Source organism: Nocardioides sp. (assembly GCF_036401255.1).
Classification (GTDB): Bacteria; Actinomycetota; Actinomycetes; order Propionibacteriales; family Nocardioidaceae; genus Nocardioides.
Map to the genome: position 1 here is coordinate 1 of NZ_DASWVI010000143.1, position 15,422 is coordinate 15,422.

Sequence of the window (15,422 nt, forward strand, 5' to 3'; positions counted from 1 at the left end):
AGGCCGACGGACCGGCCCTGGTCCTGTGCATGGGCAAGGGCGGAGTGGGCAAGACGACCGTCGCCGCCGCGGTCGCGCTCGAGCTGGCACAGCGCGGGCACGAGGTGCTGCTCACGACGACGGACCCGGCCGCACACCTGACCGACACCCTGCAGACGGAGGTCGAGCACCTGACCGTGTCACGCATCGACCCCGAGCAGGCCATCTCCGGCTACCGAGCGCGGGTCATGGCCAGCAAGGGCGCCAGTCTCGACGACGCCGGCCGCGCGGTCCTCGCCGAGGACCTGAAGTCCCCGTGCACGGACGAGGTCGCCGTGTTCGAGCAGTTCTCCCAGGTGGTCTTCAAGGCACGCAAGCAGTTCGTCGTCCTCGACACGGCGCCCACCGGCCACACCCTGCTCCTGCTCGATGCCACCGGCTCCTACCACCGCGAAGTGGTCCGTCACACGAACCCTGGCCTGCGGTACACGACCCCGCTGATGCGGCTCCAAGACCCGCACCAGACCAAGGTGGTGCTCATCACCCTCCCCGAGACCACCCCGGTCCTCGAGGCCGAGGAGCTCCAGACCGACCTGGCCCGAGCGGGCATCACCCCCTATGCCTGGGTCGTCAACAACAGCCTCACGGCCGCCGCCCCCTTGTCGCCGTTCCTGCAGGCCCGCGCCGCCGCCGAAGAGCCCTCACTGCGCCGAGTCGCCGAGCTCTGCGACCGGGTGGCGATCCTGCCGATGCTCGCCCGCGAACCCGTCGGCACGGCGGCCCTGTCCGCGCTCACCCAGCCCACGCCCGAAGGGAACCTCGTCCATGCCGAGTGACTGCGCGCCCGCTCCAGCCCCCGGGAAATCGACCGTCTGGGAAAGGATCGTGGACGAGCTCGCCTACTCCTACCAAGGCGTCTTCTCCCGTGAGGCCGTGTCCCGCGCGGTGGCAGAGGCCCGGGAGTCGTTCGAGGCCGTCTCGAAGATCCCGGACTACCTGCCCATCCTCAGCGCGCGGTACGCCAAGGAGCAGCTCCAGGCGGCCGCACAGGCCGAGGGCAGGATCGCCAAACAGGTCCCGGAGATCCTGTTCGTCTGCGTCCACAACGCCGGCCGGTCGCAGATGGCAGCCGCGCTGGCCGAGCACCTCTCCGCGGGCCGGGTGCACGTCCGCTCTGCGGGATCGGCACCGACCGGAGAGATCAACCCCAGCACCATCACGGTCTTGGGCGAGCGCGGCATCGACCTGACCGAGGCGTACCCGAAGCCGTTGAGCGACAGCGTCGTCCGGGCAGCCGACGTCATCGTCACGATGGGCTGCGGCGACGCCTGCCCGATCTACCCGGGTAAGCGCTACCTCGACTGGGATGTCGCCGATCCCGCCGGGCAGCCCCTCGATGTGGTCCGGGACATCCGTGATGACATCCAGGGCCGCGTCACCGCGCTGTTGCGCGACCTCGACATCTGACCCACCGCACGACCTCACCCGACCCGACCCAGGAGTTTGATCATGTCCGACAAGCCGTCCGTCCTCTTCGTCTGCGTCCACAACGCGGGCCGCTCGCAGATGGCCGCCGCCTACCTCCACCACCTGTCGGGTGGGGCCATCGAGGTCCGCTCGGCGGGGTCCGAGCCCGCCGACCAGGTGAACCCCTCCGCCGTCGAGGCCATGGCCGAGGAGGGTATCGACATGTCCGCCGAGACCCCGAAGATCCTCACGACCGAGGCCGTCAAGGAGTCCGACGTCGTCATCACGATGGGCTGCGGCGACACTTGCCCCATCTTCCCCGGCAAGCGCTACGAGGACTGGGAGCTCGAGGACCCTGCCGGCAAGGGCGTCGAGTCCGTCCGTCGCATCCGCGACGACATCAAGCGCCGCATCCTCGAGCTCATGGCCTCCCTGGACGTCGCCCCCGTCGCCTGAGGGCCTCCCCCGGACCCGGGCCGGCAGCATACGCACCGCAGGACCCACCCACTCGTGGCTCAGGGTCGCGGCGACGCGGATGCTCCCCGCTGAGCGACGATCGCGTCCACGGCGGCGCGGGCGTTGAGGCCGACGCCGATGAGCGTGGCGGAGGCCAGCCCGGCCCAGTCGCCGTAGCCGACCAGGTGCAGTCGCGACTCCCGCACGGCCATCGTGCCGTTGACCGTGATTCTGCCGTCAGGCCCGCGCAGTCCCAGCGGCGCCAGGTGCGCCAGGTCGGGTCGGAAGCCGGTACACCAGAGGATGACGTCTGCCTCGACTTCCTGACCGTCCTCGGCGATGACACCATGCCGGGTCAACCGGGTGAACATGGGCCGGGCGGTGAGGACTCCGCGGTCCCTTGCCGCGCGAACCGAGGGGACCATGACGATGTCCCCGAGACTGCCCGTTGGGCCGGGGTCGGGCTGGCCGGCAGCGAGGGCGCGGCGACGGGCCGCGGTCCGTTGGAATAGGACCCGGCCGTCGACCTCGTCGGGCAGGAAGCGCGGCGGGTGCAGCGTCATCCACGTTGTGCGCGCGACGAGGAAGAGCTCCGCGAGGAGCTGGGCGGCTGTGTTGCCGCCGCCGACGATGATGACCCGCTGGCCGGCGAGGGTTTCGGGGCCGCGGTACTCGGTGCTGTGCAGCTGCCGACCCGCGAACAGCTCCATGCCGGGGTAGCGCGGCACGAACGGCCGTCGCCAGGTGCCGGTGGCGCTGACGACCACTCGCGCTGCCCACGTCCCCGCCGCCGAGTCCACCCGTAGTCGACCGGCCAGCTCGTCGTCGCGGGTGACCGCGCGGACGCGCACGGGACGACGCACGGGCATCTCGTACCGGGCCTCGTAGGCCGCGAGGTAGTCGACCACGTGCTGAGCCGACGGGAGTGATCCATCTGGGGTGAGCGGCATGGGCCAGCCGGGCAGGGACGAGTAGTCCGGCGGTGAGAACAGGGTCAGGGATGGCCAGACGTGTTGCCAGGCGCCGCCGCCGCGTTCCTCGGCGTCGAGGACGAGGTAGCCGGTCCCTGGGGCGAGCCCGGCTCGCCGGAGGTAGTAGCTGACGGCGAGCCCGGCCTGACCACCGCCGACGACGGCGACGTCGACGAGCGTGTGGTCAGCGCTCACCCGGTCGACCTGCGGCGGTGCGTCAGGCTCGGGCGGACAGCAGCTCGGCGATCTCGGCGGGCTTGGGGACGCGCCCGTAGACGAGCACCTCCTCGTCGACGACGAGCCCGGGCGTCTTCATGATCCCGTAGCCCGCGATGTCGCCATAGTCGGTGACGGCCTCCACGGTGGCGTCCAGGCCGAGGTCAGCCAGGGCCGTGCGGGTGTTCTTCTCGAGGTTGTGGCAGTTGGCGCAGCCAGGCCCGAGGATCTTGACGATCATGGTGCTTCCTTTCACAGGCGGGGTCGGGTGTTCTTACAGGTCAGGGGAAGAGGGCGTTGAACAGGTAGCCGATGGCGATGATGCCGAGGGTGACCGAGGTGAAGAAGAGGGCCAGCAGCGGCGGTTTGAGCACCCGGCGCAGCATGATCGCCTGCGGGATCGACAGGGCGATGGCGCTCATCGTGAAGGCCATCACCGTGCCCAGGGACATGCCCTTGGCCCACAGGGCCTCGGCGATGGGAACCACGCCGGCGCCGTTGACGTAGAGCGGGACACCCGCGACGGCCGCGACCAGGACGGCGAACGGGTTGTCGGGGCCGGCGTAGCTGGCGAAGAAGTCCTCCGGGACCCAGCCGTGGATCGCGGCGCCGATGCCGACGCCGACCAGGACCCACTTCCAGACCGTCGTGAAGACGTCCTTGGACTCCTCCACCGCCGCCTCGACCCGCTCGGCCCAGGTCGGCACGCGCCCTTCCGCCCGGAGGCGACCGATCTTGGTGGCGAAGACCATGTCCTCGACCCAGCGGTCGAGCTTGAACCGCGAGAAGACCCACCCGATCGCGATCGCCATGGCGGACCCCGCGAGGACGTACGCGGCCGCGATGTGCCAGCCGAACTGGTCCCCGATCATGATCGCGGCGATCTCACTGACCAGCGGCGAGGCGATCAGGAAGGTCAGGGTGATCGACAGCGGGATGCCGGCGGCGACGAAACCGATGAACAGCGGGATCGAGCTGCACGAGCAGAACGGCGTGACCACACCGAGCACGACCGCAAGGACCAGTCCCGTGAACAGGCCCTTGCCCTCGAGATAGGTGCGGGCCCGGTCGAGGTCGAGGCTGGCGCGGAGCATCCCGATGACGAACATCAGCCCGGTCAGGAGCAGAAAGATCTTGACGGTGTCGTAGAGGAAGAAGTGGATCCCGGCGCCGAGCCGACCCTCGAGATCGAGCCCCGCCACGCCACCGACGAGCCAGGTCCACAGCGGCTCGTTCGCCCAGTACGCGACCGCCCACGCGGCAGCGGCGCCGACGAGCTTGGCCCACAGAGCGCGGTCGGTCCGCGGCCCGCTGATGACGCTCATGTCGCCCCGCCAGTCCGGCAGGAGCCTGTGCCCACGGCGACGGAGTCAGGGCGAGGCAGGGCCAGCGCAAGCCGGTCGAGGGCGTCCTCGGCGAGCGTGTAGTCGACCCAGCGGCCGCGCTTCTGCGCGGTCACCAACCGAGCCTCGCGCAGCACCCTCAGGTGGTAGCTGAGCAGGTTGGCCGCGATCGGCGGGTCCGTCTGGAGGTTGCACACGCACCTCGTCCCGGCGTGGGCGAGCTGCTCGAGCAGACGGAGCCGCACCGGGTCCGCCACCACCCCGAGCAGGGCTGCGCGATCCTCCCACGTCTCAAGAGTCATTGATGCAATCACCATTGAATTGTTACCCACCGGACGGCGCCCGTCCAGCACGCGTTCGGTGCGATTGCTCACACGCCTCGGGGATCGACCCCCGCCCACCTCAGCCTTCACGCGGCCGGGACATTCGGCCCTAGGAGTTGGGCTGCGCAGGGTCCACATTGGCTTCATGAGCGAGACATCCGTCATTGAGCCCGGTGGCTCCCGCACCCCGGCGCCCCAGACGTACCGGATCCACGGCCGTTCGGTCGCCGGCGGCGATGCGCACGTCGAGGCGGCCACGGTCACGGTGCCCTTCGATGCCGGATGGAACGCGCCGTCCAAGGGTCTGCCGGGGCCGGCCGAGCTGTTGGCGTGCTCGCTCGCGGCCTGCCTGCTGAAGAACCTTGCCCGCGCCGGCGCCCTCCTGTCCTTCGACTACGACGACGCCGAGGTCGAGGTGACCGCCCGTCGGCAGGACACCCCTCCGAAGTTCGTCGAGATGACGTACGTCCTGCGCGTGACGACCGACGAACCAGAACGCCGGGTGAAGCTGCTGCACTCGAACCTCAGCCGGTTCGGCACCATCTACAACACCCTCGCCTCCGCGTGCGACGTACACGGTGAGGTCGTGGCGACGCCGAGGGCAGCCGCGGGAGCCACAGAGGCACTGGACGAGAAGGCGACTCCTGCGGTGGAGATGTTCTGCGGCTCCGGCTGCAGCAAGTGCGCCGGGCTCAGGCGGTGGCTCGAGGAGCTCGACATTCCTCTGCTCGTACACGACCTGACCGTCGACACGGAGGCCGCCCAGCGACTGGCGAGCCTCGGGTACGCGACCCTGCCCGTGCTGCGGACCGCGGACGGCCGCACCGCAGCCGGCGCAGACCGCGACCACCTGATGACCTCCCTGCCCCAGCTCGCCGACGCCGTCGCGGCCGCACGGAGCCGCCGAGCTTCGGGCTGAACGAGCTGTAGGCGCCCCGCCCGCAGCTAGCATCGGAGTATGGGCGCAGACCAGCACGGCCACAGTGAGGGGCATCGGGAGTCGTGCCTCTGTTTCGACATCCCGATGGCGCAGCCCAACCTCGCAGCGGGATCGACGTGGCAGTGCCCCGAGTGCGGCGAGCTGTGGACGCTGGAGGAGCGGACGGCATACAGCGTCCGCTGGGTTTCCAGCGACGGCCGGGTCAAGAGCAGCACCTGGTCCTGACCTCCCCCGGGCCTGACAGGCGAGGGATGGCGCGGGCTCTCAGGTGACCAGGTCGAGGATCATCTTGGCCGCGATGAGCCACAACACGAGGCCGATGACCCTCTTCAGCTGGGCGTTGGACATCTTGGTCTTCATCACCTGCGATCCGATGATCGACCCGGCCCCGGCAGCGACCGCGGTGACCCCGATGAAGGCCGGGTCGATCCCACCCAGTGTGGCGTGGCCCAGGAAGCCGGACAGTGACGAGAAGACGACGACGAGCGACGTCGTCCCCGCCGCGACCTTGGCCGGCAGGCCCGCCCAGTTCAGCACCGGCAGGATGAAGTTCCCGCCACCGACGCCCAACAGTCCGCCCAGGAAGCCCGCCACCCCGCCCACACCCACACCCGCACCGAGCTCGGCCGCACGGCCCAGCGGCTCCGTGCGGGCCTTGGCCCGATAGAACAGCATCAGCGCGCCAGCGACGACCAGGAAGCCGGCGAACAGGCTGAGCAACAGTCGCTGGTCGACATGGGGCGTCAGTCGCGCCCCGACCGGTGAGAGCACGACGGCCACGACGAGCATCGGCAGCCCGATCCGGAAGTTGATCAACCGACCGCGCCAGTAGTTGGCCGACGCGAACATCAGGCTGACGACGTTGAGCAGCAACGCGGTGGGGGTCGCCTGGGCCAGGGGCACGCCCAGGTAGAAGAAGAGCGGCACGAACAGGAACGCGGCGCCGATCCCGGCCATGGCCATCAACCCGGCGAAGACGAAGACCAGCACGGCGCTGACCACATAGACCGTGGTGCTCATCGGGGGTCCGCCGCCTGGCTATCTGACGAGGGCTTGCCGGCTCGGCTGCCTACCGGTCATAGCCCGAGCAGGGAATGCACAGCTTCCTCTTGCCGGCCAGGCGCACGTAAGCGAAGGCCACGAGCTCACCGCACGACTCGCACGGGGTGAAGCCCATCACCTCCGGCAGCCAGTTCTGCACGTATGTGAAGACCTCGCCGATCGTCACGATGTCCGACTCCGGCGCGTTCCACACCAGGTCGACGAGCGCCAGCTGGTCGGCCTCGGGGATCTCGTCGGGTTGCACGCCGGCGGCCCGCTGCTCCATGAAGGCGGACGACGTGATCTGACCGGCCAGCGTCGGCTTGTAGGAGATCCGCACGGCCCGGTCGCTGTCCTTGTCGATGAGGGTCACGGCGAGCTTGCCCAGCGGGTCCTTGCGGAGGTTTCCCTTGCCGAAGGTGCAGCCGGTCGTGAACTGCAGCCCATCCGCGAAGCACATCGCACCGTGCTCCTCGCCGGTCTCGACGATCGCGTACAGCTGCGTACCGCCCGAACGCTTCACCGCCAGCGTCCGCAGTGCGGCCAAACCGGTGCGCACGCCGACGACGCTGGCCCAGCAACGGTGTCCGTGGAACGCGAGGGCATCGGTCAGGACCTGAAGATCATTCATGCGGAGCACTCCTCATCTCTGCTGCATCCAGCGGCGCCCGCGCTGTCGCCGCGCGGCCTGGACACCACCTGAAGCGTCGCGCGCGGGCCAGCGAGGTGCCTAGGGGCGTAAGTCCCTCCCCGTCCCGCCCACCATGAGCCCAGGCATCGTCCCGGAGCCCCGCCCCGCGGCATACACCCGCATCTTCAGTGATGGTGAGATCGTCGCGAGAGGAGCTCAACGACCGGGCACTGGCTGGACGGCGGCGGCGATGGCCTGCAGCCGCTCGGGCACGACGGTGTAGTACACCCAGGTCCCGCGCCGCTCGCTCCGGACCAGGCCGGCCGCGCGCAACAGCTTGAGGTGATGGCTCGTCGTGGCGGCACTCTTGCCGATCAACGCCGAGACGTCACACGCGCACACCTCGTCGGCGTTGAGCAGCATCGACACGATCTTCACCCGGGCCGGATCGGCCAGCGCCTTGAACATCGCGGCAAGTGCCTGCGCCGAGTCATCGGCCACCCCTGACGCCGCCGGCGCGCAACAGCCGGACACCGTCAGCGATGGTGCGCCGGCCTGCGGCTCGGTCGTCGTCGCTGTCATGCGCTGATCCTACGTTGCCCGGGCAGATATTTCGAGATTCTTCGAATAAACGCTTCCCTGAGTCTCGAAGATCTGATTCGATGTCCATCGAATCAACGAGCTCTCACGAGGAGATCCACCATGGCCACTTCACCTCTCGCAGCCACCACTGGCTTCGACCTGCCCGTCGTCGTCATCGGCGCCGGCCCCGTCGGTCTGGCCGCCGCGGCCCATCTCGCCGAGCGACGCCTGCCCTTCACCGTCCTGGAGGCCGGGGACCACGCCGGCTCGGCCATGGCTGAGTGGGCCCACATCCGCACCTTCACGCCGTGGCAGTACATCGTGGACGCCGCCGCGGAGCGTCTCCTCGAGCCGACGGGCTGGACCCGGCCGGCGCAGCGCCAGTCCCCCACCGGCGGTGAGATCGTCGAGCAGTATCTCGAGCCGCTGGCCGCAGTGCTGGCGGACTCGGTGCAGACCCGGACCCGGGTCCTCGCGGTCTCCCGAGAGGGTCTCGACCGCTCGCGGACCCGGGGGCGCGCAGAGCGTGCCTTCGTGGTGCGCGTCCAGCGCGGGAACGGAAACGTGGAGGACCTGCGCGCGCGGGCCGTCATCGACGCGTCGGGCACGTGGGGGCACTCGAACCCGCTCGGCGCCTCGGGCCTGCCCGCTCTCGGAGAGGGTCAGGCCGCGGAGCAGGGCTTCCTCGTCGGCCCGCTGCCCGACGTGCTCGGCGCCGACCGCGGCCGGTTCGCCGGGCGCACCACCCTCGTCGTCGGCATGGGCCACTCGGCCGCGAACACCCTCGTAGCGCTGGCCCAGCTGGCCCGCGAGGTGCCCGGCACCCGGATCGTCTGGGCCATCCGTGGGCAGAGCGCGCGCCGCGTCTTCGGTGGTGGGACCGCAGACCAGCTGCCCGACCGCGGCCGGCTCGGCTCCGACCTCGCCGACCTCGTCACGACCGGAGCGCTCGAGCACGTCGCCGGGTTTTCGACCCGCGAGCTGCGGATCGCCCCCGACGGGCGCACCGTGACCGTCCTGGGCGACACCCCCGACGGCGTCCGCGAGATCGCCGGCGTGCACAACGTCGCGGCCGCGACCGGGTTCCGCCCCGACGTCGCCATGCTCTCCGAGCTGCGACTCGATCTCGACCCCGGCCTGCAGAGCCCGCGCGAGCTCGGTCCGCTCATCGACCCGGAGTCCCACTCGTGCGGCACGGTCCGCCCGCACGGCTGGCGCGAGCTCGCCCACGAGGCCGAGCCCGGCTTCTTCGTCGTCGGGATGAAGTCCTACGGCCGGGCCCCGACCTTCCTCATCACGACGGGCAACGAGCAGGTCCGCTCCATCGTCGCCCACCTCGCCGGGGACGACGCGGTCGCGGACGAGGTCCAGCTCGTCCTGCCCGAGACCGGTGTCTGCTCCTCGAGCAACGCCCTGACCGACGACGAGGTCGAGGCCGGAGCCACCCCCGACGAGGGATGCTGCGGCTCGGCCCCAGCAGCGGTGGACCCGCTCGAGCTGCAGACCCTGCGGGTCGGCTTCGCCACCGGCGTGCCCAACGGTCGTAGCGGTGACCCAGAGACCCGAGGCCTGCCGCTGATCGAGGTCCGGGAGCAGCGCGCCAGCGCCTGCTGCGGATGACCGAGGTCACCCAGGACCGTCGCCCGGCGCCTCGACGGCCCGGGCGACGGTCGCCCGTCTTCCACGGCTGGCGGATCGTCGCGGTCCTCGCCTTCACGGAGACGGTCAGCTGGGGCGTGCTCTACTACGCGTTCGCGGTGTTCCAGGTCCCGATGGGCGCAGAGCTCGGCCTGTCATCAGCCCAGCTGACGGGAGCGTTCTCCGTCGCGGTGCTCATGACCGGGGTCGCCGGAGTCTGGGTCGGCCGCTGGCTCGACGTCCGCGGGCCTCGAGGACTGATGACGGCCGGCGCGGCCGTGTCTGCCCTGCTCGTCGCCGCCTGGTCCCAGGTGCAGACCGCGGCGGGCCTGTACCTCGTGTTCGCCGGCATCGGCCTGGCCCGCGCGACCGTGCTCTACGAGCCCGCCTTCGCCGTCATCATCCGCTGGTTCGACCGCCAACGCGCGAACGCCCTCCTCGCCGTGACCCTGGTCGCCGGGTTCGCCTCCACGATCGCGCTGCCCACCTCCAACGCCCTGGCCGAGGCACTCGGGTGGCGTGACGCGCTGCTCGTGCTGGCCGCCGCACTGGCCGTCCTCACGGCGCTCCCCCACTGGCTGGTCCTGCGCCGGGACCCCGGGGACCTCGGCGTCCACCCCGACGGTGCCGACGGCGCGGCGACCCCACCCGCCCGCCGGCAACAGGCGCATCCCCCGGAGGACCCACGACCCGGGCTTCGGGCCACGGCGTCGTGGGCGGCCCGGCAACCGGCCTTCCGCTGGTATACCGCCGCGTTCGCCAGCCAGTCCGCAGCCGTCATCATCGTCGCGGTTCATCTCGTCCCCTTCCTCCGCGAGCAGGGACACACGCCCGGATTCGCCGCGACAGCCACCGGAGCACTCGGGGCGCTCTCGGTCACCGGGCGACTCGTGCTGACCGGCGCGGCCCGAGCCGTGCCGGTTGCGAGGGTGACGGCCGCGATGTTCGCCATCCAGGGCAGCAGCGTTCTCGTCCTCGCTCTCGCCGGGTCGTCCCAGGCCGGTGCACTCGCCTTCGTGCTCCTCTTCGGCATCGGTTTCGGCGTCGGCACCGTCGCGCGACCCGCCCTGCTCGCAGGCACCTTCGGGGTCACGGGCTACGCGACGACCAGCGGGCTCATGGTGCTCCTCATCACCCTCGCGACGACGCTCGGCCCCGTCGTCGCCGGAGTGGCCCGCACCGCGACCGGGACATACACCATCGTCCTGCTTGCCGTCGGCGGGCTCTGCGTCGTGGCGGCCGTCAGCCTGCTCCGCGGCGCCCCCGCCCCCCAGCCGCTCTCAAGCACGGGCGCGGTCAGCCCGAGGCTTCGAGGGTGAGCTGGGCGCGGTGATGGCGGTAGTGCAGCACGGGATAGCGGTAGACGTCCTCGAGCGTCATCAACGGCGTGAAGTATGGATCCCAGCTCGTCGGGAAAGGCATCCCGCAGGCCAGGCGCTCCTCCGTCTCGCGCTCGAGGCGCGCAACCAGGGCGGCGATGGTCCGGTCACACAACCCGCCCATCCGTCCGTCGTCGAAGACCAGCGCGCCGCCGCACGAGCCGAGGTAGTTGACCCAGTGGAACGGGACCCGGCCCGCGTCCAGCAGGGCCGCGAAACCCCGCCCGAACGGCGCCGGAAGCCGGCTGACCAGGCGCACCAGCGGCAGCAGCCGGCGCACGACGAGGAACCCGAAGACCATGTGGAAGAGCAGCTGTTCGTTGGTCCAGCGAGTGCCGTTGCTCCGCCGGCGCAGTAGCGCCGGTGTGGCTTTCGCTAGGAGGTCGTGCAGGTCCCGGCGAGCCCACTCGAGCTCAGCGGCGATGCCTTGGCGGTCGACCGTGGGCACCACAGCCATCGTCAGTGGCTTCGCTCGTGTGCGCCCAAGACGGACGCGAGCTGGTCGACGGTGGGCGAGGCCGCAAACTCGGCCGGTGTGGCATAGACCCGGCAAGCCAGCGCCGGCCCAGTCCCCGGAACCGCGAACGGGTCAGTGCCATCCAGCAGGAGCGTCGGGGAGCCGGTGAAGCCCAAGCGCTCCGCGTCCTCGAGAGTCTCCACGCTTTCCAGTTCGACCTCGATGTCGGCACCGATCCGCGCGGCGGCGACTTCGAGGTTCGCCAAGGCCGTCTGCCAGCTCGGGCAGCCATCGAAGTAGCCCAGGGTGACGTGCACACGCACCCGCTCATTCTCCCTCAGCCACCGACCCGCCGCTGTGCGGCTACCCGGTGCGGGGCGAGTACATGATCACGGCAACGCCGACGAGGCAGATGACTGCCCCGGCGATGTCGTACCGGTCGGGACGGAATCGGTCGAACCCCATTCCCCATGCCAGTGAACCCGCAACGAACACGCCACCGTACGCGGCGAGGATGCGGCCGAAATGAGGGTCTGGCTGCAGCGTCGCGACGAAGCCGTACAGACCGAGCGCGATGATCCCGCAGCCCATCCAGACCCAGCCCTTGTGTTCGCGCACGCCCTGCCATACGAGCCACGCGCCACCTATCTCAGCGATCGCGGCAGTCACGAACAGGGCGACAGACCTCAGGATGTCCACGAGCGCCATCCTGTCAGCGGTTCGGTCAAGCGATCCGCGATCGCAGACTCCGACTTCCGTGATCGACTTCGGTCCACGAGCTCGGACCCGACGGCCAAGGCCTGGTCGATGACCCGATGCAAGAGAGCCGACTGAGCAGGCGAGGGGACCGGCCAGTCGCCTCGAGGGCCAGGCACTGGGTCGGGCTCCTCTCGTGCCCTTTGCCTGTCGGCGAACACGACCGCCAACGAGGACGGGGAGTGCGAGGAACGCGCGCGCACATGCAGGACACGCAGGAGATCGAAGACACAGCGATAATGGCCTGCGCCGACGCGCGTGTGCGGGTTCCGGATGAACCAGCGATGGCCGGATATTGGCCGGGTACACGCGGTCAAAGCCAGTCCTGGGGGGACGCTAGCGGTTCAGGAAGGGCCTGAGGGACAATGGAATTCGCCAATCAAGGGGGTATGGGTCCGCCCTTTTAATCCGCCGGTCGTCGGTTCGAGCCCGACGGGGCCCACCACACGAATTTCCTTGTGTCAGAGGGACTCTCGCTGTCACTTCACCGAGCGCCGAGAACCCACGGAGGCGTCATGGCCGGTTTTGGCCGGGTACGCGCGAGCGCGAGAAGGAGCTACAAGGCTCGCAACCTCGTGCTCGGAGTCACGCCAGCCGTGGGGTCGCGCCTGCGCATCGTGTAGGGCTCGCGTGGCCGCGCACGTTCTCGACATCTGGGCCACTGGTCCCCCGCCGCAGGCTGTAGGTCGCGGCGGTGCGCGCACCATCTGGGAACAGCCTGCGGGGGACAGTGGCGCCGGGTCTGAGCTTGGATCGGCACAGCCGGCACATACGCGCAGGAAGGACTGCCCTGCCGAGATCCGTCGCTCCCAGCCGGCTGATCGCGCCATGAGCGGACGGTTCGGGTGTTGCCAGTTGGCCGAGTCCACCATCACGACGGCGAAGATGACTGCGCATCGGCTGTTGATCGCGGGGCCTCCTCCATGAGGTACGCACGGACTTATCCTGACGAGGTGGGACACACGGTCGCGAGCAGACCGGTCCCTGACGCGGACACGTGGGTGCGATCAGTGCTCGCGCAGCTCGGTCAGGTGTCGGCGGTCCATCGGGTGGGGCTGGCCCTCGCCGAAGGTGGTGGACGACGGCTGCTCTTCAGCGCGAGCGACCGCGACAACGAACGCAGCGTTGACTGGTGCGAGGTCGACGCCTACGAGGACGTCCCGCTGAACCACTCCGTGCGCACCGGCGAGGCGGTCGCGGGGTCGATGGACGACCTCGCCGCCCGCTATCCCGCATTCACGGGACGCCAGAGCCCGAAGACCCGCGCGCTCGCATCCATCCCGATCTTCGCAGCCGGCCACGTCCAGGGCGGATACGCGCTGTTCTACGACACGCCCCAACGCTTCGACGGCCCCCAACTCACTGAGCTGGACGCTCTCGCGGGGAGACTGGGCGCCGATCTGCGCCGGGTCCAGCGCGCCACCACCCACGCCAGCCGATCCCTCGAGGGCGCGCCCGTGCCGCACGGTGGGCTCGCTGCCACGTACTCCGTCGCCGCGGATCCTCGGGCGGTCGCCCCCGCACGCCACTTCCTGCGGAGCACCCTTTGGGCCTGGGGCGTTGACCAGGACACCGTCGACAACGCGGTCCTGTGCCTGAGCGAGCTGGTCACCAACGCGATCATCCACACCGACGCCGGCTGCGAGGTGCGGGTCGTGCTCGACCGCGGCGTACTCACCACGACCGTTCGCGACGAGGGCTCCAGCGTCGTCGCCGGTCTCAGCAACGTCACCGTGGATCCGCTGGCCGTGCACGGTCGTGGGCTTCAGCTCGTGGACGCGCTCTCGACGAGGTGGGGCTCGGAACTGGACGCCGTCGGGATGACCGTGTGGTTCATGCTCGAGCCGGCGTGATCATCGGTCGACCGATCAGTCTCTCGACAGTTGCCCACGGCGCCGTGACCACGCCCGACCTCGACGAGTGTCCCCTCCCATCCCAGGTCGCTCGGGGCGCGGAAGGGTGTCGGTGCACAACACCGTGATTGCGGCCCGTGAGTCAGGACCAGTAGTGCGCCATGCGGCCTGGTCGGTCCCGAGGTGTGACAGAGGCGCGACCGCGTCCCTCAGAGTCACGGAGGTGGGGCCGTACGCTGCATCCGTGATGCAGCCCCTCACCCTCACCCTCGACTGACCGATGGAGCTCGACCTCGCCCTCATGATTGGGGTGTTCGTGCTTCTCTCGGCAATCCTGTACTCGTCGGTCGGTCACGGTGGCGGCTCCGGCTACCTGGCGGTGATGGCCCTGTTTGCCGTCTCAACAGACGTGATGCGTCCTGCGGCGCTCGTTCTCAACATTGGCGTCGCCTCCATCGGGGCGATCGCATACATCCGCCGAGGCGCGTTCTCCTTCCGCGCCCTGTGGCCCTTCGCAGCCACCGCGATTCCCGCGGCGTACCTCGGTGGGCGCATGGACGTCCCAGGGCTCATCTACAAGCCTCTCCTGGCGGCGGTGCTGCTCTATTCCGCGTATTACCTGTTCTCGCCCAGGTCGGTTCCCCACGACGACCCGGACCTGAAGCCGCCCATCGCGCCGGCTCTGGCGTCCGGGGGCGGCTTGGGCCTGCTCGCCGGCCTGACCGGGATCGGTGGGGGCATCTTCCTCAGCCCCCTGCTGCTCTTCAACGGCTGGTGCTCGACCCGCAAGGCCTCCGGGGTGGCTGCCGTGTTCATCCTCGTCAACTCGGCCGCGGGCCTCGCCGGACAGCTCGGCACCCTAGCCTCGATCCCCTTGGCGTCCATGGCGGTTTGGCTGCCGACTGCCCTGGTCGGTGGCTATCTCGGCTCCCTCTACGGATCTCGAACCACAGCCACGAAGAACATCTACCGCTTACTGGCCCTCGTCCTCGTCGTCGCCGCGGTGAAGCTGCTGCTCACCCTTTCCGACTAGGACGGCACCGATCCGCTTGGCATCCGCCTCGAGCATCCGATGCCGCCGGCGAGGGCGGGCAGGACGGCGCGGTGGTGAGCGGTTCCCCGAAGATCTCCTCGTAGAGGTCGGCGCCGAAGCTGGTTCGCAGGGGCTTGCCGGGGACGATCTCGTGGCTCCGGGTGCCGTCCTCGAGGCGAGCCGCCCGAAGGAATGTGGCTGTCGGGATCTCGACCCGGAGGCGTTCGGCGAGCTCGTAGGCGTGGGTGACGAGGCAGACGTGAACCCCGGCGTCGGTGAGACCGTGGATCACCTCGGCGCCGATGATCGCGGCCTCGCGTTCGTTGGTCGAGGAGAAGGACTCGTTGCACAGGAGCA

20 protein-coding genes are annotated in these 15,422 nt (G+C 69.9%); 9 read left to right on the plus strand and 11 right to left on the minus strand.

Annotated features, from left to right (window positions below):
* The 3 genes from VGD85_RS06505 to VGD85_RS06515 all read left to right on the plus strand — a co-directional run.
* On the plus strand, positions 1-815 hold an 815-nt coding region (locus tag VGD85_RS06505), incomplete at its 5' end, for an ArsA-related P-loop ATPase (protein ID WP_331062634.1).
* Positions 816-864: 49 nt separating this feature from the next.
* Positions 865-1,446 carry an arsenate reductase ArsC gene (locus VGD85_RS06510; protein WP_331062635.1) on the plus strand — a complete coding sequence of 194 codons (582 nt, stop codon included), beginning with the start codon at positions 865-867 and terminating at the stop codon, positions 1,444-1,446.
* A 42-nt stretch (positions 1,447-1,488) separates the two neighbouring features.
* Positions 1,489-1,902: an arsenate reductase ArsC gene (locus VGD85_RS06515; protein WP_331062636.1), complete on the plus strand. Its 414-nt coding sequence runs from the start codon at positions 1,489-1,491 to the stop codon at positions 1,900-1,902.
* A 59-nt stretch (positions 1,903-1,961) separates the two neighbouring features.
* Here VGD85_RS06515 and VGD85_RS06520 read toward each other — a convergent pair whose 3' ends face one another.
* The 4 genes from VGD85_RS06520 to VGD85_RS06535 are packed head-to-tail and all read right to left on the minus strand — an operon-like array spanning position 1,962 to position 4,734.
* On the minus strand, positions 1,962-3,068 hold the full coding sequence (locus VGD85_RS06520) for an ArsO family NAD(P)H-dependent flavin-containing monooxygenase (protein WP_331062637.1): 1,107 nt from the start codon (positions 3,066-3,068) through the stop codon (positions 1,962-1,964).
* 22 nt (positions 3,069-3,090) lie between these two features.
* Positions 3,091-3,330, minus strand: a complete 240-nt coding sequence (locus VGD85_RS06525) for a thioredoxin family protein (RefSeq protein WP_331062638.1) — start codon at positions 3,328-3,330, stop codon at positions 3,091-3,093.
* 40 nt (positions 3,331-3,370) lie between these two features.
* A complete protein-coding gene (locus tag VGD85_RS06530) occupies positions 3,371-4,414 on the minus strand; it encodes a permease (RefSeq protein WP_331062639.1) in 1,044 nt (347 codons plus the stop codon).
* The gene (locus VGD85_RS06535) at positions 4,411-4,734 is read right to left on the minus strand and encodes a metalloregulator ArsR/SmtB family transcription factor (protein WP_331062640.1); all 324 of its coding nucleotides are present in this window, start codon (positions 4,732-4,734) and stop codon (positions 4,411-4,413) included. Before VGD85_RS06535 ends, VGD85_RS06530 begins: the two co-directional genes overlap by 4 nt.
* A gap of 166 nt (positions 4,735-4,900) precedes the next feature.
* Here VGD85_RS06535 and VGD85_RS06540 point away from each other — a divergent pair, with 166 nt between their 5' ends.
* Both VGD85_RS06540 and VGD85_RS06545 read left to right on the plus strand, forming a co-directional pair.
* Positions 4,901-5,674, plus strand: a complete 774-nt coding sequence (locus VGD85_RS06540) for an OsmC family protein (RefSeq protein ID WP_331062641.1) — start codon at positions 4,901-4,903, stop codon at positions 5,672-5,674.
* Between the two features lie 39 nt (positions 5,675-5,713).
* Positions 5,714-5,920 (plus strand): hypothetical protein, encoded by a 207-nt coding sequence (locus tag VGD85_RS06545; protein WP_331062642.1) that lies wholly within the window; start codon positions 5,714-5,716, stop codon positions 5,918-5,920.
* Between the two features lie 39 nt (positions 5,921-5,959).
* Here the strand turns inward: VGD85_RS06545 and VGD85_RS06550 are convergent, their stop codons facing one another.
* The 3 genes from VGD85_RS06550 to VGD85_RS06560 form a co-directional block, all read right to left on the minus strand.
* Positions 5,960-6,715 carry a sulfite exporter TauE/SafE family protein gene (locus tag VGD85_RS06550; protein WP_331062643.1) on the minus strand — a complete coding sequence of 252 codons (756 nt, stop codon included), beginning with the start codon at positions 6,713-6,715 and terminating at the stop codon, positions 5,960-5,962.
* Between the two features lie 49 nt (positions 6,716-6,764).
* Complete coding sequence (locus VGD85_RS06555; RefSeq protein WP_331062644.1) at positions 6,765-7,367, minus strand: FmdE family protein; 603 nt, start codon at positions 7,365-7,367, stop codon at positions 6,765-6,767.
* Between the two features lie 216 nt (positions 7,368-7,583).
* Positions 7,584-7,949, minus strand: a complete 366-nt coding sequence (locus VGD85_RS06560; protein WP_331062645.1) for a metalloregulator ArsR/SmtB family transcription factor — start codon at positions 7,947-7,949, stop codon at positions 7,584-7,586.
* 120 nt (positions 7,950-8,069) lie between these two features.
* Here VGD85_RS06560 and VGD85_RS06565 point away from each other — a divergent pair, with 120 nt between their 5' ends.
* Together VGD85_RS06565 and VGD85_RS06570 are read left to right on the plus strand one after the other, a co-directional pair.
* Complete coding sequence (locus VGD85_RS06565; RefSeq protein WP_331062646.1) at positions 8,070-9,569, plus strand: FAD-dependent oxidoreductase; 1,500 nt, start codon at positions 8,070-8,072, stop codon at positions 9,567-9,569.
* A complete protein-coding gene (locus tag VGD85_RS06570) occupies positions 9,566-10,906 on the plus strand; it encodes an MFS transporter (protein ID WP_331062647.1) in 1,341 nt (446 codons plus the stop codon). The genes VGD85_RS06565 and VGD85_RS06570 overlap by 4 nt, the downstream gene beginning before the upstream one ends.
* On the opposite strand, the gene VGD85_RS06575 is transcribed toward VGD85_RS06570, so the two are convergent.
* The 3 genes from VGD85_RS06575 to VGD85_RS06585 are packed head-to-tail and all read right to left on the minus strand — an operon-like array spanning position 10,884 to position 12,122.
* Complete coding sequence (locus VGD85_RS06575; RefSeq protein WP_331062648.1) at positions 10,884-11,414, minus strand: DinB family protein; 531 nt, start codon at positions 11,412-11,414, stop codon at positions 10,884-10,886. The two genes, VGD85_RS06570 and VGD85_RS06575, sit on opposite strands and share 23 nt — an antisense overlap.
* 11 nt (positions 11,415-11,425) lie before the next feature.
* On the minus strand, positions 11,426-11,746 hold the full coding sequence (locus VGD85_RS06580) for a thioredoxin family protein (protein ID WP_331062649.1): 321 nt from the start codon (positions 11,744-11,746) through the stop codon (positions 11,426-11,428).
* Between the two features lie 40 nt (positions 11,747-11,786).
* A complete protein-coding gene (locus VGD85_RS06585; protein ID WP_331062650.1) occupies positions 11,787-12,122 on the minus strand; it encodes a YnfA family protein in 336 nt (111 codons plus the stop codon).
* A gap of 1,067 nt (positions 12,123-13,189) precedes the next feature.
* Between VGD85_RS06585 and VGD85_RS06590 the strand changes: the two genes are divergently transcribed.
* Together VGD85_RS06590 and VGD85_RS06595 are read left to right on the plus strand one after the other, a co-directional pair.
* Positions 13,190-14,032 carry an ATP-binding protein gene (locus VGD85_RS06590; RefSeq protein WP_331062651.1) on the plus strand — a complete coding sequence of 281 codons (843 nt, stop codon included), beginning with the start codon at positions 13,190-13,192 and terminating at the stop codon, positions 14,030-14,032.
* 280 nt (positions 14,033-14,312) lie between these two features.
* A complete protein-coding gene (locus VGD85_RS06595; RefSeq protein WP_331062652.1) occupies positions 14,313-15,065 on the plus strand; it encodes a sulfite exporter TauE/SafE family protein in 753 nt (250 codons plus the stop codon).
* On the opposite strand, the gene VGD85_RS06600 is transcribed toward VGD85_RS06595, so the two are convergent.
* A partial coding sequence (locus VGD85_RS06600; RefSeq protein WP_331062653.1) for a hypothetical protein occupies positions 15,049-15,422 on the minus strand: 374 nt, incomplete at its 5' end. The two genes, VGD85_RS06595 and VGD85_RS06600, sit on opposite strands and share 17 nt — an antisense overlap.